This window comes from Brevundimonas sp. Marseille-Q4549 (assembly GCF_976940555.1).
In genome coordinates, this window is record NZ_CDRHXG010000001.1 from 2,373,808 (window position 1) to 2,397,931 (window position 24,124).

Genomic DNA, 24,124 nt, shown 5'->3' on the forward strand with positions numbered 1-24,124 from the left:
CCCTCGGGCTTGACCCGAGGGCCGGGTTATCCACCGCATTGCGCCACGGGTGACGCACAGCCCGAACCACGCCCGATCCTCGGGTCAAGCCCGAGGATGACGCGAAAAGTTGGGACGAAAAACCTACGCCCCCGCCACCCGCGCCAGATCGGCGGTGATCCGCTCGGCCACCTTCAGCCGGTCCTCGGCCGTGGGCCAGTCGCCCGACACCACGATCTTCTGATCCGGCCTGATCTTCCAGAAGGCGTGGTTCTTCTGGATCAGTCCCACCAGACCGACCGGATTGGGGAAGCTGTTGTCCCGCAGCGTCAGCACCGCCCCGCGCGGCCCGATGTCGATCTTCTCGATACAGGCGCGACGACAGTTCGACTTGATGCCGACGATCTTCAGCAGTTGCTGCGCCTCGTCCGGCAACGGCCCGAAACGGTCGATCAGTTCGGCGGCCAGGGCTTCGCGATCCTCGCTCTGCTCGGCGTCGGACAGACGGCGATAGAGGCTCAGACGCACGTTCAGGTCTGGCACGTAATCCTCTGGAATCAGGACCGAAGCGCCGACATTGATCGACGGCGACCAGCCGCGATCCACGCCCACGCCCTCGCCCTTCTCCTTCAGTTCGGCGACCGCGTCCTCCAGCATCTGCTGATACAGTTCGACGCCCACCTCGCGGATATGGCCCGACTGTTCGTCGCCCAGCAGATTGCCGCCGCCGCGCTGGTCCAGGTCGTGGCTGGCCAGCTGGAAACCGGCGCCCAGATTGTCCAGCGACTGCAAGACCTGCAGGCGTCGCTCGGCCGACAAGGTCATCGGCTTGATCGGATCGGTGGTCAGATAGGCGAAGGCCCGCGCCTTGGACCGGCCGACCCGTCCCCGGATCTGATAAAGCTGCGCCAGCCCGAACATGTCGGCGCGGTGCACGATCAGCGTATTGGCTGTCGGAATATCCAGCCCGCTCTCGACGATCGTGGTCGAGACCAGCACGTCATATTCCCCGTCGTAGAAGGCGCTCATCACCTCCTCCAGCTGGGTCGCGCTCATCTGGCCGTGACCGACGACGAACTTCACCTCGGGGACCTGCTCGCGCAGGAACTTCTCGATGTCCGGCAAATCCTTCAGGCGCGGCGCGATATAATAGGCCTGACCCCCGCGGTATTTCTCGCGCAGCAGGGCCTCGCGCACCAGCACCGGGTCCCACGGCGTCACATAGGTCCGCACCGCCAGACGGTCGACCGGCGGGGTGGCGATGATCGACATTTCGCGGATGCCGGTCAGGGCCATCTGCAGCGTGCGCGGGATCGGCGTGGCCGTCAGGGTCAGCAGATGCACGTCAGCCCGCAGCGTCTTCAGCTTCTCCTTGTGCTTGACGCCGAAATGCTGCTCCTCGTCCACGATCACCAGGCCCAGATCGCGGAAGCCCACCTGTTCGGCCAGCACCGCATGGGTGCCGACCACGATCTCGACCGAGCCGTCCTTCAGGCCCGCGCGCGTCTCCGTCGCCTCCTTGCCCGTCACCATCCGCGACAGTTGCCGCACCTTGACCGGCCAACCGGCGAACCGTTCGGTGAAGGTCTTGTAGTGCTGGCGCGCCAATAGCGTCGTGGGCGCGACCACCGCCACCTGCTGACCGGTCATCGCTACGACGAAGGCGGCCCGCAGCGCCACCTCGGTCTTGCCGAAGCCGACGTCGCCGCAGATCAGGCGATCCATCGGCACGCCCTTGCCCAGGTCCTCCAGCACGTCGCCGATGGCGTTCAGCTGGTCGTCGGTCTCTTCATAGGGGAAGCGCGCGCAGAATTCGGCGAACAGGCCCGGGGGCGGGGTCACGGCCTCCGTCTCGCGCAGCGCCCGTTTGGCGGCCAGGGCGATCAGCCCCTCGGCCATGGCGCGCAGCCGCTCCTTGGCCTTGGCCTTGCGCGCCTGCCAGCCCGCGCCGCCCAGCCGGTCCAGCTGCGCCCCTTCGGAATCGGAGCCGTAGCGGGTCAGAAGATCGATGTTCTCGACCGGCAGATAGAGTTTGCTCTCCCCGGCGTACATCAGCTCCAGACAGTCGTGGGGCGCCTGCTGGATATCCAGGGTCTTCAGCCCTTCGTAACGGCCGATGCCATGATCCAGGTGGACCACCAGGTCGCCGGTCGTCAGGGCCGAGGCCTCGGCCAGGAAGTTCGAGGCGCGACGCTTCTTGCGCGGCCGCGCCAGCCGGTCGCCCAGAATGTCGGTCTCGCAGATCACCGCCACGTCGTCGGTGACGAAGCCATGCTCGACTGGCAGCACGCCGCGTAGATAAAGGTCCTTGGGCGCGGTCTGAACGTCGGCCCAGTCTCGCACGGCGACGATATGATCCAGCCCGTGGTCGGCCAGCATGGTCGCCAGCCGCTCGGACGAGCCTTCGGTCCAGCTGGCGAACAGCACGCGACGGCCATCCGCCTTCAACGCCTGGGCGTGATCGGCGACGGCCTGGAACAGATTGACGCTGTCATGCGCCCGCTCGGCGGCGAACGTCCGCCCCAGCCGTCCGCCCGCGTCCTCGCCGCCGTTCGAAAAGGGCGTGAACCGTCGCACCGCGCGGCATGCCAGCGCTTGGTTCCAGTCGCCCGCATCCATATAGAGCTGTTTTGGCGGCAAGGCCCGATTGGCCACCGCCCCGCCCTTCGCCCGCGCCGCCTCGGCCCGCGCCTCATAGGCGTCGGCGATCAGGTCCCACCGCTCTCCGCGCGCCGTCTCGACCTGATTGTCCAGGAAGACCTGCGCCTGATCCGGCAGATAGTCGAACAGGGTGTCCAGCGTCTCGTAAAACAGCGGCAACCACTGCTCCATGCCCTGACGCCGCGCGCCCTCGCTGATCGTCGCATACAGCGGATCGTCGCCCGGCGCCCCGAACAGGTTCAGATAGCCTGTGCGAAACCGCGAAATAGCCTCGGCGTCCAGCAGGGCCTCCGACACCGGCGCCAGCGACACCGCCTTCATCTGCCCCGTCGAACGCTGCGTTTCGGGATCGAAGGTGCGGATCGATTCCAGTTCCGAGCCGAACATGTCCAGCCGCACCGGCTCGGCGAATCCCGGGGGATAGACGTCCACCACCCCGCCGCGCACCGCAAACTCTCCGCGTTCCGAAACCGTCGAGGCGCGAACATAGCCGTTGGCGGCGAAATACCGTTCCAGCGCCTGAATATCGAGGTCGCGCCCGACCTTGGTTTCGAACCCGGCCTGCAAGGTCACCGACCGGGGCGGCGTCCGCTGCATGGCCGCCGAAATGGTGGTGACGACCAGCACGGGGGCGTCGTCCGGCTTGCGCTGGGCCAGCCGCGTCAGGGTCGCCATCCGCTGCGCCGCGATCGCCGCCGTCGGGCTCAGCCGGTCATAGGGCAGACAATCCCAGGCCGGATAATCCAGAACTTCAATGTCCTGCGCGAAAAACTGAAACGCCTGCGTAAAGGATCCCGCACGCTGATAGTCGCGCGCGACGAACAGGCCGACTCCGCCCTGCTCCATGATCCGCTCGGCGACGATCAGGGCGTCCAGACCCTCCGGCGCCCCGCCCAGTTCGGCGTCCGTCCGCTGCACGCGCGCGTCCATCAGCCGATCCCCTTGCCGACTTCGGCGGCGACATGGGCGCGCATGAAGGCCCGCACCTTGGCCATCACCGGCGTCTCGAACTCGGACGGGGTCGGATCACGTTCGATGATCCAGCCGTAGAGCCACTGATCTTCCTCGTTCAGCAGGGCCTCGAACTGGTCCAGTTCGCTGTCATCCAACCCCGGCGCCACCTGGTCCGCGAACGGTCCCAGAACCATGTCGGCTTCGCGGAAACCCCGCCGCCAGGCCCGGAACTGGATTCGGCCTAGGCGCAGCTTGCGCTCCGGGGTCATTTCACTCTCAAGACGCGCGTCGATTTCGGCCACAAGAATCCTTGCCCGGTCCAGACTTAAAACAGGACGGGGGAAATAGCGTTCCTGAGACCGTTTCGCCACCCGTCATGGTCACGCTATGTTCACGGCGATGCGTCCGCCGAGTCTCTTTCCCCTGTTCGCCGAGGTCTCGACCCTGAAGGGGGTGGGCCCACGCGTCCTGCCGCTGGTGCAGAAGGTCGCAGGCCGGCTGGTGCGCGACCTAGTGTTCCTCCCGCCATCCGGCGTCGTCGTCCGGCGCCCGATGCAGGCAGCGACCGCCGTCGACGGCGAGGTCGGGATCTTCGAGGTGATCATCGACCGCCTCTTCGCACCCAGCCGCCCGGGCGCGCCCCTGAAGGTCCGCGCCAGCGACCCGACCGGCTTCGTCCATCTGGTCTGGTTCGGCGGCTCGCCTCAGCACATCGATCGCCTCCTGCCCCGCGGCGAGACGCGGCTGGTGTCCGGCAAGGTCGAGCGGTTCAACGGCGAGGTCCAGATCGTCCACCCGGACATCGTCACGCTGGACAAGGCGGCCGACATCCCCGCCTCCGAGCCCGTCTATCCGGCGACGCAGGGGCTGACCTCGCGCCAGTTGCGAAAGCTGGTTCAGGCCGCCCTGCCCGCCGCCCCCGACCTGGCGGAATGGCAGGACGCCGCCTGGCTGAAGAAACAGGGCTGGCTATCCTGGCGCGCCGCGCTGGATGCGCTGCACGCCCCCGCCGGCGAGCCCGATCTGTCGCCCGATGCGCCCGCCCGACAGCGTCTGGCCTATGACGAATTCCTGGCCCATCAACTGGCCCTCGCCCGCCGTCGTCGCGCGCGCGAGATCAAGCCCGCGCCCGTCATCGCCCCCGGCGCGGCGTCCGACCGTCTGCTTCAGGCCCTGCCCTTCGAACTGACCAACGCCCAGGCCCAGGCCGTTGCCGAAATCCGTCGCGATCTGGCGGGCGGCAAACAGATGGGCCGCCTGCTGCAGGGCGATGTGGGCTCGGGCAAGACCGCCGTCGCCGCCCTGGCCCTGGCCGACGCGGCCTCCAGCGGCTTCCAGTCCGCCCTGATGGCCCCGACTGAAATCCTGGCCCGCCAGCATTATGAGAAACTCGGCCCGCTTCTGGAGGCCGCAGGCGTCACCTCGGTGCTTCTGACCGGCCGCGACACCAACGGCCAGCGGCGCGAGAAACTGGCCGCCCTCGCTGCGGGCCAGGCCCAGGTCGCCATCGGCACCCACGCCCTGTTCCAGGACGCCGTCCGCTTCGACAAGCTGGCCCTGGCCGTCATCGACGAGCAGCACCGTTTCGGCGTCAACGAACGCCAGCGGCTTCAGGCCAAGGGCGATCCGCGTCTTGGCGCCGTCCACCTGCTGACCATGTCGGCCACCCCCATCCCCCGCACGCTGGAGCTGACCCAGTACGGGGAGCTGGAGGTCAGCCGCCTGATGCAAAAACCGCCCGGCCGCACCCCTGTCACCACCGCCGTCCTGCCCTTGGCCCGCATAGGCGAGGTCGCCGCTCGACTGAAGACCGCCATCGAAGGCGGCGCCCAGGCCTATTGGATCTGCCCCCTGGTCGAGGAATCCGAGGCCATCGACCTGGCCGCCGCCGTCGACCGCGCCGACGACCTGCGCCGTCTGCTGGGCGTCGAGGTCGGCCTGGCCCACGGCCAGATGCCCGCCGCCGAGCGTGAGGCCGTCATGGCCGATTTCGCCGACGGCTGCCTGCCGGTCCTGGTCGCCACCACGGTCGTCGAGGTCGGGGTCGATGTGCCCAACGCCTCGATCATGGTCATCGAACACGCCGACCGTTTCGGCCTGGCCCAGTTGCACCAACTCCGGGGCCGCGTCGGTCGCGGATCGAAGGCCAGTTCCTGCATCCTGCTGTACGGCGGTCAGGACGGCGCTCTTGGAGAAACCGCCAAGGAGCGGCTGGAAACCCTGCGCCGCACGGAGGATGGCTTCGTCATCGCGGAAGAGGATTTCCGCCTGCGCGGCGGCGGCGACCCGCTGGGCCTGAAACAGAGCGGCTTTCCCGCCTACCGCTTCGCCGACCCCATTCGCCACCGCAGCCTGATGCTGGCCGCCGCCGACGACGCCCGCCTGATCCTGAACCGCGACCCCGACTTGACCTCCGAACGCGGCCAGGCGGTTCAGGTTTTGGAAGAGCTGTTCGACTGGAAGGGCCACAAGGCGGGAAGCGACTGAACCCGCCCCACCCCATCCTCCGTCATCCTCGGGCTTGACCCGAGGATCGAATGATCCGCACCCTTGCGTATCCGGAGAGGCACAGCACCAGCGACACCCGATCCTCGGGTCAAGCCCGAGGATGACGGCTGTAGAGACAAACCGTCAGCCGATCACCGCGCTCCAGCCATCGAACCCGACCTCGACATTCGCCGGAACAAGCGCCGACAACGCCTTGTAATCCATGTCGATATGCAGGTTCGTCAGTACCGCTCGCTCCACATCGGCGGCGGCGATCCATTCCAGCGCGCGGTCCAGATGGGCATGGGTGGGATGCGGCGCATAACGCAGGGCGTCCACGATCCACACCTGGCAACCCGCCACAGCCTTCAGGGCCGCCTCGTCCAGATCGGATACGTCGCTGGAATAGGCCATGTCGCCCAGCCGGTATCCAACCGAACGGATCGGCCCGTGCGCCTGATCGAAGGTCGTGACCGGGATCGCCCCGCCCGCGCCCTCGACCGACCAATCCACGCCATGCGGCGGAATGGTCCGCGCCTCCAGCAGCGGCGGATAGCCCAGCTTGGTCTCGAAGATGTAGTCGAACCGATGCGTCAGCGACGCCCGCGTCGCCTCGTCCATCCAGGCCGGAATCCGCTTTCGCGCGCGCGCGGCGAAGGTCCGCAGATCGTCGATCCCGTGGGTTTGGTCGGCGTGGTCATGGGTATAGAGCACGGCGTCGACGTGTCTGGTCCCGCTGGCCAGCATCTGCTCGCGCAGGTCCGGCGAGGTGTCGATCAGGACATTGGTGATGCCCTCAGCCCCCGTTTTTCGCGCCAGCATCGAACAGCGGGTGCGTCGGTTCTTAGGCTCCGACGGATCGCAGGCGCCCCAGTCGCCGTCGCCGCGCGGCACCCCGCCCGACGACCCGCTGCCCAGGATGACGGCCTCGAAACTCAAGCCGGCCTCGGTATCCGGTCGAACAGGCCGAAGAAGGCCTCGGTCGTCCGCCTGTCCGCCTCCTCGGCGCTCCAGCCCCGGATTTCAGCCAGCTTGTCCAGCACATGGCCGACATAGGCCGGCTCGTTGCGCCGTCCGCGGTGCGGGATGGGCGCCAGATAGGGGCAGTCGGTCTCCACGATGATCCGGTCGCCCGGCATATCGCGGATCACGGCCCGCACATCCTCGGCCGCCTTGAAGGTGGCGATGCCGGACACCGAGAACCACGCCCCCATTTCCGCAGCGATCTTCGCCAGTTCCGCCCCGCTTGTGTAGCAGTGCATCAACATCTTGAACGGCCCGGCGGCGTATTCCTCGCGCAGGATATCCCCCATCACATCGTCCGCCTCGCGCGTGTGGATCACCAGCGGCAGGCTGGTTTCCCGCGCCGCCGCGACATGCTGGCGAAACACCGCCGCCTGAACCTCGCGCGGGCTGAGATCATAGTGGAAATCCAGCCCGCATTCGCCGATCCCGACCACCTTCGGCCGCTGCGCCAGTTCGACAAGCGTCGCCGCCGTCAGGTCCGCCGCATCCTTCGCCTCGTGTGGATGGACCCCGACCGTGCACCAGATGTCGTCGTGGACCATGGCGATCCCGTGCGTCGCCTCGAAGGTCGTCAGCCTGTCGGAGATTTCGACCATCAGGGCGACGCCCGCCGCGCGCGCCCGCGCGATCACCGCGTCCCGGTCTTCGTCGAACTGCGGCGCGTGCAGGTTCACATGGCTGTCGATCAGCATCAGCCCATCCGTCCCTGCTGCGCCTGGACCCGCCGGATATCGGCCAGGGCGCCCGCCAGCACGTCGCCGCGATCCAGGTTCAGGCCCGCCGTCCGTTCCGGCAGGGGCTGCAGCCGTTCCCACAGATCGGCCCAGCGATGACCGCCGGCCGGCGCCCCGTCCAACGCGCGCATCTTCACCGCCGAAATCAGTCGATCCATCAACACCTCGAACCGCTCCTGCCCTTCCGCGCCCCGGAACTTGTCGGCGACCGCCAGGGCCTCGGCCCGGTCGATGTCGCCGTCGACCCAGCGCCGCGCCAGCTGATCCATTTCGAAGGTCGCCCCCGACGCCAGCGCCAGGGCCGCCCCCGGCGATCCCCCCGCCATGACGGCCGCATGTTCGGCATCCTCGCGCTCCACGCCCGTCCGGTTGCGCACCAGCGTCTCCAGTCGGTCGGGCGTCCAGATCGGAAAGCTCAACCGTCGACAGCGCGAGCGGATGGTGGCCAGCAACCGCCCCGGCGCATGGGTCACGAGGAACAACACGCCACGCTCGGGCGGCTCCTCAAGAACCTTCAGCAAGGCATTGGCGGCGTTGACATTCAGGTCGTCGGCGGCGTCGATGATCGCGACCCGATGCTGCGCCTGAGACGGACTTTTGGAGAAGAACTCGGGCAGTTCGCGCGATTGATCGACCGAGATCGACTTCTTGGTCTTGCCGCCCTCGACCAGCCGTTCCAGCACCAGCAGATCGGGATGGGCCTGGGCTGAGATCAGCCGGCTGACCGGATCGTCACGACGCGCGCCCAACGGTCCGCGCCCCGGATCGGCCGCCGCCCCCAACAACCGCCGCGCTGCGCGATAGGCGAAGGTCGCCTTGCCCACGCCTTCCACCCCGCACAGCAGCCAGGCGTGGTGCAGCCGCCCCCGCTCCCACGCATCCAGAAACGCGGCCTCGGCCGCCGCATCGGGGACCAGGTCGAAACGGTCGCGGGGATGATCGTCGCTCACAGCAGCCGATCCTGAACCGCCCGCCAGACCCGCGCCTCGACCTCATCCAGCGATCCGACCGCGTCGATCAGCACGCACCGTTCGGGATGGGCCTCGACGATCCTCAGAAACCCCTCGCGAAGCCGCTGGTGAAACGCCAGCCCCTTGGATTCGAACCGCGTCTCGAACAGCCCGCGCCCGAAGGCCCGCTCCAGACCCACCTCGACGGGCAGGTCGAACACCAGGGTCAGGTCCGGCTGATCGGTCCCGACCACGCCCGCATCGATCTGTTCGATGAAGCTCTGGGCCACGCCGCCGCCCGCCCCCTGATAGGCGCGGCTGGAATCGGCGAACCGATCGCACACCACCCAGTCGCCCGCCGCCAGGGCCGGCCGCACCGTATGTTCCAGATGGTCCGAGCGCGCCGCATACATCAGCAGGGTCTCGGTCATGGCCGACCAGGGCTCGGCCTCGTTGGCCACCACCAGATTGCGGATCACCTCGGCGCCCTTCGACCCACCCGGCTCGCGCGTGCGCACCACCTGCCGGTCGCCCAGCACAGGTTTCAGCCGCTCGACCAGCCGCCCGACCTGGGTCGACTTGCCGGCGCCCTCGCCGCCCTCGAATGTAATGAAGTTGCCGCGCGTCACGCGCCTTCATGGCGCGCCCACCGCGCCTGACGCAACCCCGCCGGACCTTTCAGCGGCCGGATATCAACAGGGCGCCCGAATAACCGCGCGCCATGACCGATAATCGCGCGGCCTCGGCGGCGTTGGCGCTGTCCCATGGCCCGACGACGACGCGATAGCGTCCGCCCTCGCCATCGGCGCGGACCCAGCCGCTCAGGCTGTCGGCGATTCGCCCGGCCTCGCCCGCATCGGCGAAGAGGCCCGCCTGAACCCAGAAGCTCGATGTCTCGGCCGCCGCCACGGATGTTGCGACCGGCGCAGGCGGCGCGACAGGGGGTGGCGTTCGCGGCGCGGGCGCTGGGGCTGAAGCTCTCAAGAGGGCGCCGCCGCCCTGCTGCGGCGCCGGCCCCAGATAGCGCACCCTCACCCGGCCCACGCCCTGTGACAGCAGGTCCAATTCCTTGGCCGCCTCGCGCGACAGATCGATGATGCGGCTGTCCACGAACGGCCCGCGATCATTGATCCGCACCACCAGCCGACGGCCGTTCTCGAGGTTCGTGACCTCGACCAACCCCGGCAGCGGCAGCGTCTTGTGCGCGGCCGTCAGGGCGTTCATGTCGAACCGCTCGCCGCTGGAGGTGGGCCGCCCGTTGAAGGCGTCGCCGTACCAGGACGCCAGGCCGACCTCCTCGTAATCCGGCTGATCCTTGGGCGTGTACCAGCGCCCGCGCACCTGATACGGCCGCATGGTCCCGGTGACGACCGGCGCCGGATTCTTCACCACGGGATAGGCCGAAGAACCGCCTCGCCCGCCGCCCACCGTCGAACAGGCCGCCAGAAAGGCGAACAGGCCCAGAATAGCCGCCCTGCCGATCCACCGTCTCGCCGTCATCCGTCCGCCTCGGCTGAAAAGTCGAAAACAGGATGGCCCAAGACATTTCCGCTTTGGTTAACGCTCCCTTCCCCTGCTATGGCGTTCGTCCGCACGGAGGACAGGTGGCCGAGCGGTTTAAGGCAGCGGTCTTGAAAGCTTATGCGGGCTTGGACCTTGAACCGAGGAGCGCGGCTGAATAGGAGTGTGGTTACAGCCGCTTAGCTGGCGGTCTTCGGCAAGGCCCAGGACGACGAAAAGTCACCCATAAGCCCACCGTAAGCGACAGCGCCGAGCCGGTAAGGAAGTGTGTCCGAGTGGTTTAAGGAACCGGTCTTGAAAACCGGCGACGGTGCAAGCCGTCCGTGGGTTCGAATCCCACCGCTTCCGCCGATTACGAGTTGGTGCTGGCAGTCTAACGCTAACTTCTCTCCAGTCAGGTGGTTAAGGCTGGAGGCAGGGTGAATCCCCAATCGATTTCAAGCGTCACCGGTTCCCTCCAGCGGTGATCCTGCTGGCGGTACGCTGGTATTTCCGGTTCACGCTGAGCATCCGCGACGTCGAGGAGTTGATGGCGGAGCGCGGGATCGAGGCCAGCCGCGAAACGGTGCGCTGCTACAGCCTGATCCGGTATGTCATCTTCAACACCGGCCTGACGCCATAGAAAGCAGGAGCATCCATTGCCATCCACCAGCGGCCCGCGTGGCGAAGTCCGGGCGAAGCGCCACGACGGCACTCCCGTCGTTATCAGCGTCTATCGCAAACGCAACTCAACCTATTTGAGCTTGGACGGGCATTCCCACCTTGTTCACCCATCCAATCTTCGCCGGGCCAACGGCTTCGCTATAGAAGCCACGCTCGTCTATCACGTGACCGACGCCGAATATCATCCCTACTAGAAACTAGAAGACTGGCGTCCGATGGCGGCGACTTTGGGTAGGGCTAGGGAGGCCCTTGCTCCTACACAACGCTTCTACTTTTTCCCGAAACTCCGGCGCTGCCTCCGGATGTATGATGACCTGTTGAACGATCTCCGACAGATTAATCGGTGGGGCAAAGAGCCTAAAGTTAGGGTCGTCTATCTTCGTGAAATGATGAGCATTGAAATCGGCCAATCCGTACGCCTCATCGTGGGGCGGGAAGATGACTGCACGAACCTCACACTCGCCCGCGTATAGTGCTTCCTTGTGCATGATCCACTCGAACATATTCGTCCGATCAGGCAGGGGTTGAGAGCTATAATCGAGATAGCGGACCACCCCCAGAAGGGCGAATGCCGGAAGATTGCGTTGGAGGTCGCCATAGGTCGTCCGGATTGCAACGGCCTCTTTCGTCCGTGTGTAAGCCCCCCACATGACGTTGTTCTCGAACTCGTTCATGTGCCAGCACGTGACGTAGTAGTTCTTTCTGAACGCCTCAGCGAAATGAGCAAAGAAGCTGCGGTTGTGAAGAATGGTCTTCCGGCGTTCCTCGGTATCTGCATTGGCAAGTTCTCGATCCCACCAATCTATTTCTGCCTGCGGCGTAGTGCCTTCCAGCGGATCGCCAAGGTTATCGGCGGTGGGAATGAACAGCCGCTCGTTTTCAGCCATCCATTCGAAGCGCGGAAAATCCATGTAGCGCCAGAGCGAAACGCTCGGCGATTCGGGTTGTGGAAACGAAGGATGGCATGGCGAGTCGGTCATGACGGAAATCTATCACGTCATTGTTCGACGAAAGGGCGGGTTTGATAGCTGTTAAACGTCCACAATCAAGCCGACCGGTGTTCCGCCCCCGCGTCACACAATCCGTCACACACGTCGGCCAAGTAGGCCTGTAACAAGTTGTTTTATATGGATTTTTAGGGGAATGGCGGAGACGGAGGGATTCGAACCCTCGGTACCCCTTACAGGGTACGACGATTTAGCAAACCGTTGCCTTCAGCCACTCGGCCACGTCTCCAGCGAAGGCGTCGATAGCGGAGGTCGGCGGCGCGTGCAATCCGGTTCGAGAGAAAGTGGCGACGTTAACGCGCCATAGAGGCGAACCGTGCTCCATGAGCGGCGACCGACACTACGGATGCCGATGCTCGATTACGCCTCACCCCTGGCTGCGACCGCCGCCGGCCCAGGTCGCACCGCGCCTGGCGACGTGGCGCGTGGACCGTTTCGGCCCGAGGTCTGGTTGAATACGCGAGAGCGCTCGGCCGTCCGACTGGCGCCGCACTATTTCCGCACCATCGACGTGCTGTGCGTCCTGGGCGCCTCCCTTCTGGCCCTGTCGGCCGACGGAGCGGCGACGCTGCTGAATCTGACGATGGCGACGGTCCTGCCGGTTATGTTCGGGGCCGTGCTGCTTCTGGCCCTGACCCGCGCGCTGGACCTCTATCGTTTTGGCCGGGATACGACGACGGCGCGGCAGCTGGCTCTGGTCCTGTGGGCCGGGCTGGCGGCGACAGGCGCGGCAGCGGCCCTGGACTGGCTGTGCGGCGGCGCCGGCGGCGGGCTGGAACGCATCGTGGCCTGGGGCGCCGGCGTGACCGCCGCACTGGCGGCCATGCACCTGATCTGGACGGCTGTCGTCGGCCATTGGCGGCGCAAGGGCGTGTTGACGCCCAACGTCGTCGTCGTCGGGGCCACCCGGAACGCCGAAGTCCTCATCGCGCGCGCGCTGGAGCGCCGCGACCTGAACGTGCTGGGCGTGTTCGACGACCGCCTGGCCCGATCGCCCAAGGCCGTGACGGGAGTGCCGGTCCTGGGCGACGCCGAGGCCCTGTTGACGCATCGGATGACGCCCTTCATCGACCGGATCGTCCTGGCTATCGACGCCGCCCCGACGCCGCGCATCCGTGAACTGACCCAGCGGCTGGAGGCTCTGCCCAATCCGCTGGCGGTTCTGGTCGACACCGAGGCGGGCGGCGAGCGGATGCTGGACCGCCTGGCCGATATGCCGCTGGCGCCCCTGTCGAACGGGGTGAACAAGGACCGGCGCGCGTTCAACAAGCGGCTGCAGGATCTGTTGGTCGGTGGAATCGCCCTGATCGCCGCCGCCCCGATCATGGCCCTGGTCGCGCTGGCGGTGCGATTGGACAGCCCCGGGCCGGTCTTCTTCCGCCAGCGCCGTCACGGCTTCAATCAGGAAGTCATCGTGGTGTGGAAGTTCCGCTCGATGCGTCACGAAGCCGCCGACGCCACCGCCAGTCGGCAGGTCTCGGCCGACGACGACCGGATCACCCGCGTCGGCCGCTTCATCCGCGCCACCAGCCTGGACGAGTTGCCGCAGATCTTCAACGTCCTGTCGGGCGAGATGTCCCTGGTCGGCCCGCGTCCCCATGCCATCGGCATGAAGACCGGCGAGACGGAATCGGCGCGCCTGGTCGCCGAATACGCCCACCGCCACCGCATCAAGCCGGGCATGACCGGCTGGGCGGCGATCAAGGGCTCGCGCGGACCGGTCGACACAGAGGCCCAGGTGCGCGAACGGGTCCAGTGGGACATCGACTATATCGAGCGCCAGTCCCTGTGGTTGGACCTGTGGATCATGTTGATCACCATCCCCGTGCTTCTGGGCGACCGGGCGGCCGTCAGGTGAGCGAGAAACACATGTTCTGGCGCGGCGTGTGGGGCTATCTGCCGGCTCAGATCGTCCAGGGCGTCGTCGGTTTCCTGACCATCGTCGTCTTCACCCGCCTGCTCAGCCCGGCGGACTTCGGCCACTACGCCCTGGCCTTTTCGGTCACGACACTGGCCCACACTGCGACCTTCAGCTGGCTGGAGGCGTCGATGGCGCGCTTCTGGGCCGCCGAGCGCACGCCGGAAGGTTTAGCGGCCCATTTCGCCAGCCTCTACCGGACGTCCTTCGCCATCATCGCGGTCTTCGTGCCGGTCGCGGCGCTGACGGTGTGGCTGCTGCCGCTGACGCCGTCGTTCAAGCTGGCGGTCGGCTTCGGGCTTGCGGGGGCGCCGATCCGCAACCTGGCCAAGCTGGCGCAGGAGCGCTATCGCGCGGCGGGCGAGGTGTCCAAGGCCGCCGCCGTGGACATGACCGTTGCGGTTCTCGGCTTTCTGGTCGGGGCCGGCTTCGCCCTCGCCGGCGCCGGCGCGTCTTCGCCCATGCTGGGCCTGATGATCGCGCCCCTGTTCGCCCTGCCCTTCATCCTGCCCGGAGAATTGCGCCGGTCGGTCGGCGGCGCCGTGGATCGGGCCCGGTTGAAGGCCTATGCGGCCTATGGCTATCCCATCGCCGCCTCGTTGACCCTGGCGCTGGTGCTGGCCTCCACCGACCGGTTCCTGCTGGCGGCCTTCATGGATGCGGCGGCGGTCGGGGCCTATCACGCCAGCTACAGCCTGGCGAACCGGACCCTGGACGTGATGTTCATCTGGCTGGGCGCGGCGGGCGCGCCGGCCATGGTGATGGCGCTCGAGCGCGGCGGACGCGAAGCGCTGCGCCAGACGGCCTTGGAGCAAGGATCGACCCTGATCCTGATTGGCCTGCCGGCGGCGGTCGGCCTGGCCCTGGTGGCGCGGCCCATGGCGGAACTGATGATCGGCGAACCTTTGCGCGTCGCCGCAACCCTGGTCACGCCCTGGATCGCCGCCTCAGCCTTCCTGTCCGGCATGATCGCCTACTATTTCGGCTTCGGTTTCACCCTGGGCAAGAAGACGGGGCTTCTTCTGGTGACGATGGCCATCCCCGCCGCGACCAACGTCGTGCTGAACCTGGTCCTGATCCCCCGGCTAGGCGTCATGGGCGCGGCCATGGCCACGGCGCTGAGCTTTGCGATCGGCCTGATCGCCTGCCTGATGCTCAGCCGCCGGGCCATCCCCCTGCCCGTGCCGTGGGACAGCCTGATCCGCTGCGGCCTGGCCTCGGCGATCATGGCCGGGGTGGTGACGGTGCTGCCGCCTCTGGGCGGGCTGGTCGAACTGATAATGGACGCCTCCGTCGGCGGCCTGGTCTATGCCGCCGCGGCCTTGACGTTGAACGCCGCCGGGGTCCGCGATGTGCTGATGCGCCTGATCCGAACGCGCCGAGGAGCGCCGGCGTGAGCGCGCATCTTCACGACAATCCGGCCTGGGTGACGGCCGAACCCGTCCTGTCGGTGCTGATCCCCTTCCTTCGGGACGATCCGGAGGCGCTGATCCGTCAGTTGGACCAGGAGCAGACAGCCCTGGCCGGACGCGTGGAGCTGATCCTGCTGGACGACGGCACGAGCGACGCCGCCCTGACCGACCGGCTTCGGGCCGTGCTGGACGGCCTGGCCCTGCCCGCCCGACTGATCACCCTGGCCGCCAACGAGGGTCGCGCCAGGGGTCGCAATCGTCTGACCCAGGCCGCGCGCGGGCGGGCCTATCTGTTTCTCGACAGCGACATGAAACCCGACACGCCGCATTTCCTGCGGACCTGGGCCGATCTGGTCATGACCGACGACCCGCCCGTGGTCTTCGGCGGCTTCTCCCTGGACCAGGCGCCGATCGACGCGCGGTTCGCCGTGCACCGGGCCCTGTCCGGCGCATCCGAATGCGTGCCGGCGACGACCCGCGCCCTGACGCCCGAGAAATACGTCTATACGTCCAACCTTCTGATCCGGCGCGACGTCTTCGAGGCCGAGGCTTTCGATCCCGCCTTCGCCGGCTGGGGCTGGGAGGATGTGGAGTGGGCCATGCGGGTCTCGCGCCGATTTCCCGTGCGGCACATCGACAATCCCGCGACCCACATGGGCCTGGACACGGTGAAGGACCTGGCGCGCAAGTTCGACCAGGGCGCCGGCAACTTCGCCCGTGTCGTCGCCCTGCACCCCGACATCGTCCGCACCTATCCCAGCTATCGGGCCGCCCGCGCGTTGAAACGCCTGCCCGGCCTGCCGCTGGTTCGCCCGTTGATACGTCAGGCGGCCCAGGCGGACATCCTGCCGGTGCGGGTACGCGCCTTCGCCCTGCGCCTCTATCGCGCCGCCGTCTACGCCCAGGCCGTCTGACAATGCGCAACGTCGCCGTCGTCATCCCCACCCTGCGTCGCCCCGGCAGTCTGGCGCGCGCGTTGCGGTCAGTTTTCGCCCAGACCGGCGCGCTGGACCGGGTCGCGGCTGTCGTTGTCGCCGACAACGACCCGCAAGGGTCCGCCGCCGACTTGGTCGCGCAACTACGCGCCGAGACCGCCCTGCCCCTGATCTACGCCCCTGCCCCCACGCCGGGCGTGGCCACGGCCCGCAACATTGGCCTGACCCACACCGACGCCGCCCTTGTCGCCTTTCTGGACGACGACGAGGCCGCCTCGCCCCAATGGCTGTCCGGCCTTCTGAACGCCCAGGAATCCACCGGCGCCGACGTCGTCTTCGGCCCCATTCGCGGACGCGTGCCGCCCGACACGGGTTGGACGACCGACTATCTGGAACGGTTCTTCGGCCGTGCCGGTCCGGCTGAAACGGGCCTGACCCACGTCACCCACGGCTGCGGCAACAGCCTGATGGTCCGCGCGACGGCCTTGCCGGGCGACGCGCCCTTCGACACTGCGATGAACGAGACGGGCGGCGAGGACGACAAGCTGTTCACCGCCCTGCAGCTTCGCGGCGGCCGCTTCGGCTGGGCGGCAGACGCCTGGGTGGACGAATTCGCGCCTGCTGACCGGGCGACCTTGCGATACGCCCTGACGCGCGCCTTCGCCTATGGCCAGAGCCCCAGCCAGATGGCGGCGGATCGCGGCGACGTCTTTGGCGTCGTCAAATGGATGCTGGTCGGCCTGGTCCAGACAGCCGTCTGGGGGGTGATCGCCCTGGGTCTGACGATCCTGCGCCGTCCATCGCGGGCCGAGGCCCTGGATCGTGCGGCTCGGGGGCTAGGCAAGGTTCTTGGACCCGGGGGTTCGAGCCGAAACTCTATGGGACGGCGATGCTCTCACGCGCCCCGCGCTGATCCCTAGCCCGCCAATCGTTTCAGCAGTGCCGGCGTCCTGTAGGTGGAACGATTCATCACCACCCCGGCGATCCGCCCGCCCACGGCCTCGATCTCGTCGCGCAGGATGACAGGCTCGTTCGCCGCGGTGCTGCCCGCCGCCACGACCAGAACAGTCATGTCGACGAAGGGCGCCAGGATGATCGCCATGTCGTTGCGATCCGCAGCCGGGCAATCCACCACGATGGTGTCCGCGTGCGGCCTCAGCGCATCCCAATAGCGCGGGTCCCCGACCGCCTCGACCCTGTGGCCGGAGCGCAGGGCCTCCATGTGAAAATGCGTGACCCACAGCCGCCCGCCCAGACACGACCGCGCCGTCGTCAGCCGGGCCGAGGGCACGGGCTTGCCGTCCCGGCCCGTCACACGTGGCGTGACGGCGTAGAAGGCCGAACCGTCGGGCGAGGCCTGGGCCGGCTTGCCCAACTGGCCGAACCGATCCGGTTCCGACGAAATGGCCTCCAGCTGGCCCTGCTGGGCCAGATCGCCGTCGATCAGCCAGACGGGTTTGCGCGCCCGCACGGCGGCCAGACGCGCAAACTCCCGCGCCACGGTCGAGACGCCTTCACCCGTCGCGGCCGAGGCGAACTGGATCACGCGCGCGCGATGGGCCGGCGCCGGTCCCAGCGCCGCCCACAGGCCGGCCATTTCAGACGTCAGATCGACCATCGAATCGCTAAGCGCGCTCCCTAACGCCTCAGCTTATCACCTATCGCGCCTTGACGGGCGCAACCGCCAGAACCGGCATGTCCAGGGTCCGACTGACCGATGCCGGGGTGGTGAAGCCCTTGCGGGTGAAGACCCGCAGAAGGCCGACGCACAGGGCCGTGAAGGCTGCGAACAGGAAGACCGCCGCCATCAAAGGAATCTTCAGGCTCTTGCCCGCCACGGGCGGCTGAGCCCGCTCGATCACCGTCACGTTGTCTGCGCCGGCCGCGACCAAGGCATTGTCGGCGCGGCTCTGGGTCTCGCGCTGCTGGAACTCGCGGATCGAGGCGCTCAGCACCTCGCGATTGCCGGCCAGGGTGCTGTTTTCCGACTCCAGAGCGGTCAGGCGTCCCTGCCGTGCGCGGATGTCGGCGAGTTGACGATCCAGGACGGCCAGGCGCGCGGCCAGCGAATCTCGCTCGGCCCGGGTGTTGATGCGCGTGGTCTCCAACTCGGTCCAGACAGGATTGGGGCCGGTACGGACCTCCTTGGGTCCAACGGCGGTTCCGGTCGAGACATAGGTCTGAAGCTGGGCGATACGGGCTTCGATATCCCTCACCGGCTGGGAGTCGGGCTGGTAGCGCGACAGCAGTTGCTCACGCTCGGTGCGCAGTTGCAGCACCTGGTCCTGGGCTGAGATGTTCAGATCCTGCTGCAAGGCCACTTCCGGCGGGGTGGCGGCCTGCTGCGCCTCCAGCGTCCGCAGGCGCTGGCTGGTCTGGTTCAACTGGCTCTGGGTCGACATGCGGTCGGCGAAGACGGTCTGATAGGTGGCCGCCAGCGTGGTCTTGGCGGCGGTGAAATCGCCGATGTTGTTCGAGGTCAGAAAGTTTTCATAGGCGCGGTCCGCCGCGCCCAGCTCGTCCTCGAAGGCCACGCGCTGGCTGGCGATGGCGGGCGTCTTGTCCTGAAAGACCTCGCGGCGATAGGCCAGATACTGCTCGATCACGGCGTTCAGCACCCGCGCCGCCCGTTCCGGATCGTTGGCCTTGTAGGTCAGATGAATCACCGCGCTGCCCGGCGCGGTCCCGATCCCCAGGCTGGAGCCGATCACCTTGCGCGCCGCCAGCTTGGCGGCGTCGGGCGATCCCTTGGGCTGTTCGCCCAAAATGGCGGCCGACCCCAGAGACTCCACGACGCGTTGCGCCACTGCGGCCGAGCCCAATATGGCGGCTTCGGAGTTGGCGACCTCGTCACCCTGGGGGGCCTGGCCCCGTTCGGCGGTGCCGACGCGCGGCTGATAGACATATTCCTGCCCCACGCCGGCGAACACCGCCCCTGTGGCCGTATAACTCTTCTTCAACGTCATGGCGGCGGCCACGCCCAGCGCCAGGATCACCACGAAGACGACGATCATCAGCAGCAGTTCGCGCAGCAACAAACCGACGACGTCCAGCACGCCGTAGCGGGGTCGGGTCGATACATAGGCCGCTGAACGCATGAGGTGGGCCGAATCCGCTGAAGGCTGTCCTGACCAACCCTTCGCTCAGCCACGTTAACCAGTCGTTACCTATAAATAGCGAGGGTCGGTTTCAGCGATCCTTGTGCGGGCCGACCGATTCTCATGCATTCAGAACGACGCCTGTTCCTGCTGGCCCTGGGTTCGGCGTCCCTCGCCGCCTCGCTTTCGGCGTGCGGCGCCGGAAACGCCGCGCGAATGCCTCGCCCGGCCGGCGCGGTGCGGCGCGTCGAACAGACTGCTCAGGCCGATTTTCCGACCATTCCCTTCGCCGCATGGACCGACGAAGAACCCGAATATCTGCTCTATCCCGGCGACGAGATCGAGGTGGCGACGCCGACGGCGGCCGAACTGACCCGCACGATGAAGATCGGCCCGGACGGCCGCATCGCCCTGCCCCTGATCGGCCAGGTGATGGCCGCCGATCGGACCTTGCTGGAACTGCAGCAGGCCGTGTCGGCCGCCTACGCCCCGCAACTGGTGCGGCCCGTGGTCGAGGTGACGCTGCGCCAGGCCGGACCGATCCGCGTCTGGGTCGACGGCGAGGTGCGCACCCCGGGGGTGTTTGAAATGACTGGCGATCTGGACGCCTATCAGGCGGTGATCCAGGCGGGCGGCTTCTCGCCGACCTCGCGGCCGGATCGCGTGGCGTTGATCCGGCGGGGTCCGGGCGGAACCCGGATGATGCGGGTGGTGGACCTTCGGCCTCGTCGCGGCGAGGTCGTCGCCCTACGGCGAGGCGACATCCTCTTCGTGCCGCGCTCGACCCTGGGCGAACTGGCGGCTTTCTTCACCCAGGTGCGCGCGGCTCTGCCGATCGGCTTCAGCTATTCGATCAACGGCACGCGCGGCAACGGCTACGCCCAGTTCTAGGGGCGATCAGGCGACCAGCTTGACGACGCCCTGGTCGATGTAGCGGCGCGCGGCCTTCTGGGCCTCGGCGATCTCTTCGCGCTCCATCTCCAGGCTCATCTCGCGGCGATAGACGCGCGCCTCGATCGAGCCCTTCATGGCCGCCAGATTGAAGATCATGTGGGCCGAGACCCGGTCCATCGGGCAACCGCCCGAACCGGCCGAATACATCATGCCCAGTTTGAACAGATCGTCGCCGGACATGTCCGGCGTGGGCAGGGGCAGGCTCTCGGCCTGCGGCTCTTGCGCCAGTTCTTGCGCGTTCATCACCGTTATCTCCCGATCGGGGCCGTTCTGGTCCCGCCTCTGACACGCATCAAATACCGGCGGTTTGAAGTTAATGTTAACGACGCAAGCCTGTTGCGGGACTTTTCCGTAAGCAGAAGGTGAACCCTTCCAGAAGCGTTCAGAAGTCTGAAATCTCTTGGAAATCTTTCGTTCACGAACGCTTCGTTCAGGCACCTGAGATCGCCTTCCTTCAACCTGACATGACCGTTCAGGAGGCGTTCAGCCGCGGAAATCGATCCTCGATCATCACCCGACCCAAGGCGTCCTCCGACGTCCGGTCCAGAACGGAGATCGAAGATGAACCGCCTGACCAAGGCCGCTGTCGTCGCCCTCGCCCTTTCGACCTCGGCGGTCCCGTTACTCGCCCAGGCGCAGCCGCGACCGCCCGAACCCCGCCACGAACGGCACGATCCGCGCTGGGGCCCCGGCCCCGGTCCCGACCATCGCGGCCCCGGCTGGGATCGTCATCGCGGCCCGCGGCCCGACTATCGCCCTGCGCCGCCTCGCGATCGCTGGGATCGCAATGATCCCAACTGGTGGCGCGGACGCTCGGACTTCCGCAGCTACAACGGCCCGCGCTCGGGCTACTGGTACGCGCCCAGCTACGGCTACTATCGGGTCGAGCCACGCTACTCCAACTATCGCTGGCGCACCGGCGGCTACCTGCCGGCCCAGTACCGCACCTACTATGTGCGCGACCCGTATTTCTATGGGCTGAGAGAGGCCCCGCGCGGCTATCGCTACGTGCACGCAGGCAACGACATCCTGCTGATCGCCGTGGCCACGGGCCTGATCGCCAGCGTCCTGTCGAACGTCTACTAAGGCGCGTCGGCGCCTGGAATCCCGGCCCCCGCGATCCCCTCGCGGGGGCTTTTTCTTGCGCATTTCGATCCGAAACGGTGTTCAGCCAGGGTTCATCGAGACGGCGCGATCCTTGCCTCAAGCCGCCGGTTTCCGGCGTGCAGGAACGAACGACCATGAAACGCCTACTGATGGCCTTCACCGCTATCGCCGCCGTCGCCGCCCCCTTGGCTGCGGCGCTGCCCGCCCTCGCGCAAGAAGAGCCGACCCCGCCCTCGCGCGAACGCCCGATGCGCGAGCGTGAGCGCGGTCCACGCCCCGAAATCACCCGCGACGCCGATGCGCCGACGATGATCGAACGCGCCCGCCCTCGTCCAGAACGAACGGACGCCGAAACCCCTCGCCGTAATCGACCCGAGCGGCCGCAGGGCGGCTGGAACCGCCCTGACCAACCACGCCCTGAACGGCCTGAGCGACCCGAAGGCTGGAACCGTCCCGAACAGCCCCGTCCCGAGCGGCCGGAGGGATGGAACCGGCCTGATCGACCCGACCGCCCAGGCGGCTGGAACAGACCTGATCGGCCACGCCCCGAACAGCCCGGTCCCAACAGGCCGGATAGACCAGGCGCCTCGCGCCCCGACCGGCCGGATCAGGAGTGGAACCGACCAGACCGCCCTGGTCGGCCCGGCAGCGGCTGGAACCGGCCGGATCGGCCCGACCGACCTTCGACCCGCCCCGGCCAGCCCGGCCGTCCCGGCTGGGACCGCGGTCCGGATCGTGATCGCCGTCATGAGGAGTTTCGCCGTCGCTTCGACAGCGATCAGTGGCGGCGTGACTTTTATCGCAACCATCGCTCCGACTGGTGGCGCAACGATCGCCGGTTCCGCGGCTACACCGGCGTTCGGGTGGGCTTCTACTTCGCGCCGGGGTGGGGCTACTACAGCGTCCCGCGCTCGTATTGGGGACGGTCGTGGTCGGTCGGCCAGTATCTGCCGGATGTCTTCTGGCGCTATCAGCTGAACGACTGGCGCACCTATGGCCTGGGTTATCCGCCCCCCGGCACGCGATGGGTTCTGGTCGACAACTCGATCTATCTGATCGACGATTTCGACGGCTATATCATCGAGGTCGTGCGCAACGCCTGGAGCTGGTAGCCTAGACGACAGAGGCCCGGAGATCGCTCTCCGGGCCTTTTTTCCGATGGAATTCCAGCGTCGCGGGAGCGGGTCCTAAAGCCCCAGCTTGGTCTTCAGAATGTCGTTGACGGCGGCCGGATTGGCCTTGCCGCCGGTCGCCTTCATCACCTGACCGACGAACCAGCCGATGGCCTGGGGCTTTTCGGCCACCGCCGCCGCCTTGTCCGGGTTGGCGGCGATGATCTCGTCCACGGCCTTTTCGATGGCCCCGGTGTCCGTGACCTGTTTCAGGCCGTGCTTCTCGACCACCTCGGCTGGCGAACCTTCGCCGTTCCAGACGTGGTCGAAGACTTCCTTGGCGATCTTGGACGAGATGACGTTCGTCTCGATCAACTCCACCAGCTGCGCGACATGCGCCGCCGGCAGCGGATTCTCGCTGAAGTCCTTGCCCTCGGCGGCCAAGCGCGCCGACACCTCGTTCGTGACCCAGTTCGACACCAGCTTGGCGTCCCGGCCCTTCGCCGCCGCCTCGAAATAGTCCGCCTTGGCCTGCTCCGAGATCAGCACGATGGCGTCGTACTGCGACAGGCCGTAATCGGCCATCAACCGCTTGCGCTTGTCGTCCGGCAGTTCGGGCAGCGACGCCTTGATCTCGGCGATCCAGGCCTCTTCCAGGTCCAAGGGCAGCAGGTCGGGATCGGGGAAGTAGCGATAATCCTGCGCCTCTTCCTTGGACCGCATGGAGCGCGTTTCGCCGGCCGTCGGATCGTACAGACGCGTCTCTTGCGTGATCGAACCGCCGTCCTCCAAGATCTCGATCTGGCGGCGCGCCTCATACTGAATGGCTTGAGAAATAAAGCGGAAGCTGTTGACGTTCTTGATCTCGCAGCGCGTGCCCAGATAGCTGAAGTCGCCCGTCTGCTTGAACTTGTCGTAGTTTCCGGCACGGCAGACGGACACGTTCACATCGGCGCGCAGATTGCCCTTCTCCATGTCGCCGTCGCAGGTGCCCAGATAGATCAGGATGGTCCTGATCTTCTTGACGTAGGCCACCGCCTCTTCCGGCGTGCGCAGGTCGGGACGAGACACGATCTCCATCAGCGCCGTACCCGCCCGGTTCAGGTCGACATAGCTCTCGGTCGGGGACAGGTCGTGGATCAGCTTGCCCGCGTCCTGCTCCAGGTGCAGCCGTTCGATGCCGACGTTGAAGAAGCTGCCGTCCTCGGCCTCAACCTCCACCACGCCCTCGCCCACGATGGGGTAGTAGAGCTGGCTGATCTGATAGCCGGTCGGCAGGTCGGGATAGAAGTAGTTCTTGCGGTCGAACTGGCTGCGCCTGTTGATCTGCGCGCGCAGGCCCAGGCCCGTTTTCACCGCCTGCTCGACACAGTGTTTGTTCAACGTCGGCAACATGCCGGGGAAACCCGCGTCCACCAGCGACACCTGCTCGTTCGGCCCTGCGCCAAAGCCGACGGCGGCCCCGGAGAACAGCTTGGCCTTGGACGCCACCTGAGCGTGGATTTCCAGCCCCATGACGATTTCCCAATCGCCGGTGCGGCCCTTGATGGTTTTCGCGTTCGAAACAGTGTCGGTCATGCGCCCGTCCTAGCGCCCTCGTCGGCGA

Annotated in this window: 20 protein-coding genes, 2 tRNA genes and 1 pseudogene; 10 read left to right on the top strand and 13 right to left on the bottom strand. The window is 67.1% G+C overall.

All coding sequences use genetic code 11. The features are described 5' to 3' along the window. Positions 1–123: 123 nt before the first annotated feature. A complete protein-coding gene (gene mfd, locus ACWPV3_RS11730; RefSeq protein WP_453977968.1) occupies positions 124–3,570 on the bottom strand; it encodes a transcription-repair coupling factor in 3,447 nt (1,148 codons plus the stop codon). Further along, positions 3,570–3,863 (bottom strand): FAD assembly factor SdhE, encoded by a 294-nt coding sequence (locus ACWPV3_RS11735; RefSeq protein WP_453977969.1) that lies wholly within the window; start codon positions 3,861–3,863, stop codon positions 3,570–3,572. Before ACWPV3_RS11735 ends, mfd begins: the two co-directional genes overlap by 1 nt. Positions 3,864–3,993: 130 nt before the next feature. Between ACWPV3_RS11735 and recG the strand changes: the two genes are divergently transcribed. Then, on the top strand, positions 3,994–6,081 hold the full coding sequence (gene recG / locus ACWPV3_RS11740; protein WP_453977970.1) for an ATP-dependent DNA helicase RecG: 2,088 nt from the start codon (positions 3,994–3,996) through the stop codon (positions 6,079–6,081). Positions 6,082–6,225: 144 nt separating this feature from the next. Here recG and ACWPV3_RS11745 read toward each other — a convergent pair whose 3' ends face one another. The 5 genes from ACWPV3_RS11745 to ACWPV3_RS11765 are packed head-to-tail and all read right to left on the bottom strand — an operon-like array spanning position 6,226 to position 10,291. Continuing rightward, positions 6,226–7,020, bottom strand: a complete 795-nt coding sequence (locus tag ACWPV3_RS11745) for an MBL fold metallo-hydrolase (RefSeq protein ID WP_453977971.1) — start codon at positions 7,018–7,020, stop codon at positions 6,226–6,228. After that, entirely contained in the window at positions 7,017–7,799 is a 783-nt protein-coding gene (locus tag ACWPV3_RS11750; protein ID WP_453977973.1) for a TatD family hydrolase, read from the bottom strand. Before ACWPV3_RS11750 ends, ACWPV3_RS11745 begins: the two co-directional genes overlap by 4 nt. After that, positions 7,799–8,791: a DNA polymerase III subunit delta' gene (locus ACWPV3_RS11755; protein WP_453977974.1), complete on the bottom strand. Its 993-nt coding sequence runs from the start codon at positions 8,789–8,791 to the stop codon at positions 7,799–7,801. The genes ACWPV3_RS11750 and ACWPV3_RS11755 overlap by 1 nt, the downstream gene beginning before the upstream one ends. Next, positions 8,788–9,420, bottom strand: a complete 633-nt coding sequence (gene tmk / locus ACWPV3_RS11760; protein WP_453977975.1) for a dTMP kinase — start codon at positions 9,418–9,420, stop codon at positions 8,788–8,790. Before tmk ends, ACWPV3_RS11755 begins: the two co-directional genes overlap by 4 nt. Before the next feature lie 49 nt (positions 9,421–9,469). Further along, entirely contained in the window at positions 9,470–10,291 is an 822-nt protein-coding gene (locus tag ACWPV3_RS11765) for a septal ring lytic transglycosylase RlpA family protein (protein WP_453977976.1), read from the bottom strand. 282 nt (positions 10,292–10,573) lie between these two features. Here ACWPV3_RS11765 and ACWPV3_RS11770 point away from each other — a divergent pair. Continuing rightward, positions 10,574–10,660: transfer RNA gene (locus ACWPV3_RS11770), tRNA-Ser, on the top strand. An 82-nt stretch (positions 10,661–10,742) separates the two neighbouring features. Then, a pseudogene (locus tag ACWPV3_RS11775) lies at positions 10,743–10,883 on the top strand (IS6 family transposase); the annotation flags it as partial. A 289-nt stretch (positions 10,884–11,172) separates the two neighbouring features. On the opposite strand, the gene ACWPV3_RS11780 reads toward ACWPV3_RS11775, so the two are convergent. Then, positions 11,173–11,955 (bottom strand): hypothetical protein, encoded by a 783-nt coding sequence (locus ACWPV3_RS11780; RefSeq protein ID WP_453977977.1) that lies wholly within the window; start codon positions 11,953–11,955, stop codon positions 11,173–11,175. Between the two features lie 164 nt (positions 11,956–12,119). Beyond that, positions 12,120–12,211 (bottom strand) — tRNA-Ser (locus ACWPV3_RS11785). 117 nt (positions 12,212–12,328) lie between these two features. Here ACWPV3_RS11785 and ACWPV3_RS11790 point away from each other — a divergent pair. The 4 genes from ACWPV3_RS11790 to ACWPV3_RS11805 are packed head-to-tail and all read left to right on the top strand — an operon-like array spanning position 12,329 to position 17,167. Continuing rightward, the gene (locus ACWPV3_RS11790) at positions 12,329–13,840 is read left to right on the top strand and encodes an exopolysaccharide biosynthesis polyprenyl glycosylphosphotransferase (protein WP_453977978.1); all 1,512 of its coding nucleotides are present in this window, start codon (positions 12,329–12,331) and stop codon (positions 13,838–13,840) included. Positions 13,841–13,851: 11 nt separating this feature from the next. Beyond that, on the top strand, positions 13,852–15,297 hold the full coding sequence (locus ACWPV3_RS11795) for a lipopolysaccharide biosynthesis protein (RefSeq protein WP_453978532.1): 1,446 nt from the start codon (positions 13,852–13,854) through the stop codon (positions 15,295–15,297). Continuing rightward, positions 15,294–16,226 (top strand): glycosyltransferase family 2 protein, encoded by a 933-nt coding sequence (locus ACWPV3_RS11800; RefSeq protein ID WP_453977979.1) that lies wholly within the window; start codon positions 15,294–15,296, stop codon positions 16,224–16,226. Before ACWPV3_RS11795 ends, ACWPV3_RS11800 begins: the two co-directional genes overlap by 4 nt. A 2-nt stretch (positions 16,227–16,228) precedes the next feature. Beyond that, positions 16,229–17,167, top strand: coding sequence for a glycosyltransferase family 2 protein (locus tag ACWPV3_RS11805; protein ID WP_453977980.1), 939 nt, complete (start codon positions 16,229–16,231; stop codon positions 17,165–17,167). Here the strand turns inward: ACWPV3_RS11805 and ACWPV3_RS11810 are convergent. Then, the gene (locus ACWPV3_RS11810; protein WP_313454231.1) at positions 17,164–17,865 is read right to left on the bottom strand and encodes a P-loop NTPase family protein; all 702 of its coding nucleotides are present in this window, start codon (positions 17,863–17,865) and stop codon (positions 17,164–17,166) included. The two genes, ACWPV3_RS11805 and ACWPV3_RS11810, sit on opposite strands and share 4 nt — an antisense overlap. Before the next feature lie 40 nt (positions 17,866–17,905). Beyond that, the gene (locus tag ACWPV3_RS11815; RefSeq protein WP_453977982.1) at positions 17,906–19,345 is read right to left on the bottom strand and encodes a GumC family protein; all 1,440 of its coding nucleotides are present in this window, start codon (positions 19,343–19,345) and stop codon (positions 17,906–17,908) included. Between the two features lie 123 nt (positions 19,346–19,468). Here ACWPV3_RS11815 and ACWPV3_RS11820 point away from each other — a divergent pair, with 123 nt between their 5' ends. Beyond that, positions 19,469–20,236, top strand: a complete 768-nt coding sequence (locus ACWPV3_RS11820; protein ID WP_453977983.1) for a polysaccharide biosynthesis/export family protein — start codon at positions 19,469–19,471, stop codon at positions 20,234–20,236. Between the two features lie 6 nt (positions 20,237–20,242). Here the strand turns inward: ACWPV3_RS11820 and ACWPV3_RS11825 are convergent, their stop codons facing one another. Continuing rightward, positions 20,243–20,542 (bottom strand): sel1 repeat family protein, encoded by a 300-nt coding sequence (locus tag ACWPV3_RS11825; protein WP_292088510.1) that lies wholly within the window; start codon positions 20,540–20,542, stop codon positions 20,243–20,245. A gap of 318 nt (positions 20,543–20,860) precedes the next feature. On the opposite strand from ACWPV3_RS11825, the gene ACWPV3_RS11830 reads away from it, so the two are divergent. Beyond that, positions 20,861–21,385: an RcnB family protein gene (locus ACWPV3_RS11830; protein WP_453977985.1), complete on the top strand. Its 525-nt coding sequence runs from the start codon at positions 20,861–20,863 to the stop codon at positions 21,383–21,385. A 155-nt stretch (positions 21,386–21,540) separates the two neighbouring features. Further along, the gene (locus ACWPV3_RS11835; protein WP_453977986.1) at positions 21,541–22,518 is read left to right on the top strand and encodes an RcnB family protein; all 978 of its coding nucleotides are present in this window, start codon (positions 21,541–21,543) and stop codon (positions 22,516–22,518) included. Between the two features lie 75 nt (positions 22,519–22,593). Here ACWPV3_RS11835 and gatB read toward each other — a convergent pair whose 3' ends face one another. After that, positions 22,594–24,096: an Asp-tRNA(Asn)/Glu-tRNA(Gln) amidotransferase subunit GatB gene (gene gatB, locus ACWPV3_RS11840; protein ID WP_453977987.1), complete on the bottom strand. Its 1,503-nt coding sequence runs from the start codon at positions 24,094–24,096 to the stop codon at positions 22,594–22,596. Positions 24,097–24,124: the final 28 nt, after the last annotated feature.

Bases quoted from the DNA above. Each gene is read 5' to 3' on its own strand.
- recG (WP_453977970.1), top strand. From the start codon at position 3,994: ATGCGTCCGCCGAGTCTCTTTCCCCTGTTCGCCGAGGTCTCGACCCTG.
- ACWPV3_RS11825 (WP_292088510.1), bottom strand. From the start codon at position 20,542: ATGAACGCGCAAGAACTGGCGCAAGAGCCGCAGGCCGAGAGCCTGCCC.
- ACWPV3_RS11780 (WP_453977977.1), bottom strand. From the start codon at position 11,955: ATGACCGACTCGCCATGCCATCCTTCGTTTCCACAACCCGAATCGCCG.
- ACWPV3_RS11830 (WP_453977985.1), top strand. From the start codon at position 20,861: ATGAACCGCCTGACCAAGGCCGCTGTCGTCGCCCTCGCCCTTTCGACC.
- ACWPV3_RS11835 (WP_453977986.1), top strand. From the start codon at position 21,541: ATGAAACGCCTACTGATGGCCTTCACCGCTATCGCCGCCGTCGCCGCC.
- ACWPV3_RS11810 (WP_313454231.1), bottom strand. From the start codon at position 17,865: ATGGTCGATCTGACGTCTGAAATGGCCGGCCTGTGGGCGGCGCTGGGA.
- ACWPV3_RS11765 (WP_453977976.1), bottom strand. From the start codon at position 10,291: ATGACGGCGAGACGGTGGATCGGCAGGGCGGCTATTCTGGGCCTGTTC.
- ACWPV3_RS11795 (WP_453978532.1), top strand. From the start codon at position 13,852: ATGTTCTGGCGCGGCGTGTGGGGCTATCTGCCGGCTCAGATCGTCCAG.
- mfd (WP_453977968.1), bottom strand. From the start codon at position 3,570: ATGGACGCGCGCGTGCAGCGGACGGACGCCGAACTGGGCGGGGCGCCG.
- ACWPV3_RS11820 (WP_453977983.1), top strand. From the start codon at position 19,469: ATGCATTCAGAACGACGCCTGTTCCTGCTGGCCCTGGGTTCGGCGTCC.
- ACWPV3_RS11750 (WP_453977973.1), bottom strand. From the start codon at position 7,799: ATGCTGATCGACAGCCATGTGAACCTGCACGCGCCGCAGTTCGACGAA.
- ACWPV3_RS11790 (WP_453977978.1), top strand. From the start codon at position 12,329: ATGCCGATGCTCGATTACGCCTCACCCCTGGCTGCGACCGCCGCCGGC.
- gatB (WP_453977987.1), bottom strand. From the start codon at position 24,096: ATGACCGACACTGTTTCGAACGCGAAAACCATCAAGGGCCGCACCGGC.
- ACWPV3_RS11735 (WP_453977969.1), bottom strand. From the start codon at position 3,863: ATGACCCCGGAGCGCAAGCTGCGCCTAGGCCGAATCCAGTTCCGGGCC.
- ACWPV3_RS11815 (WP_453977982.1), bottom strand. From the start codon at position 19,345: ATGCGTTCAGCGGCCTATGTATCGACCCGACCCCGCTACGGCGTGCTG.
- ACWPV3_RS11805 (WP_453977980.1), top strand. From the start codon at position 16,229: ATGCGCAACGTCGCCGTCGTCATCCCCACCCTGCGTCGCCCCGGCAGT.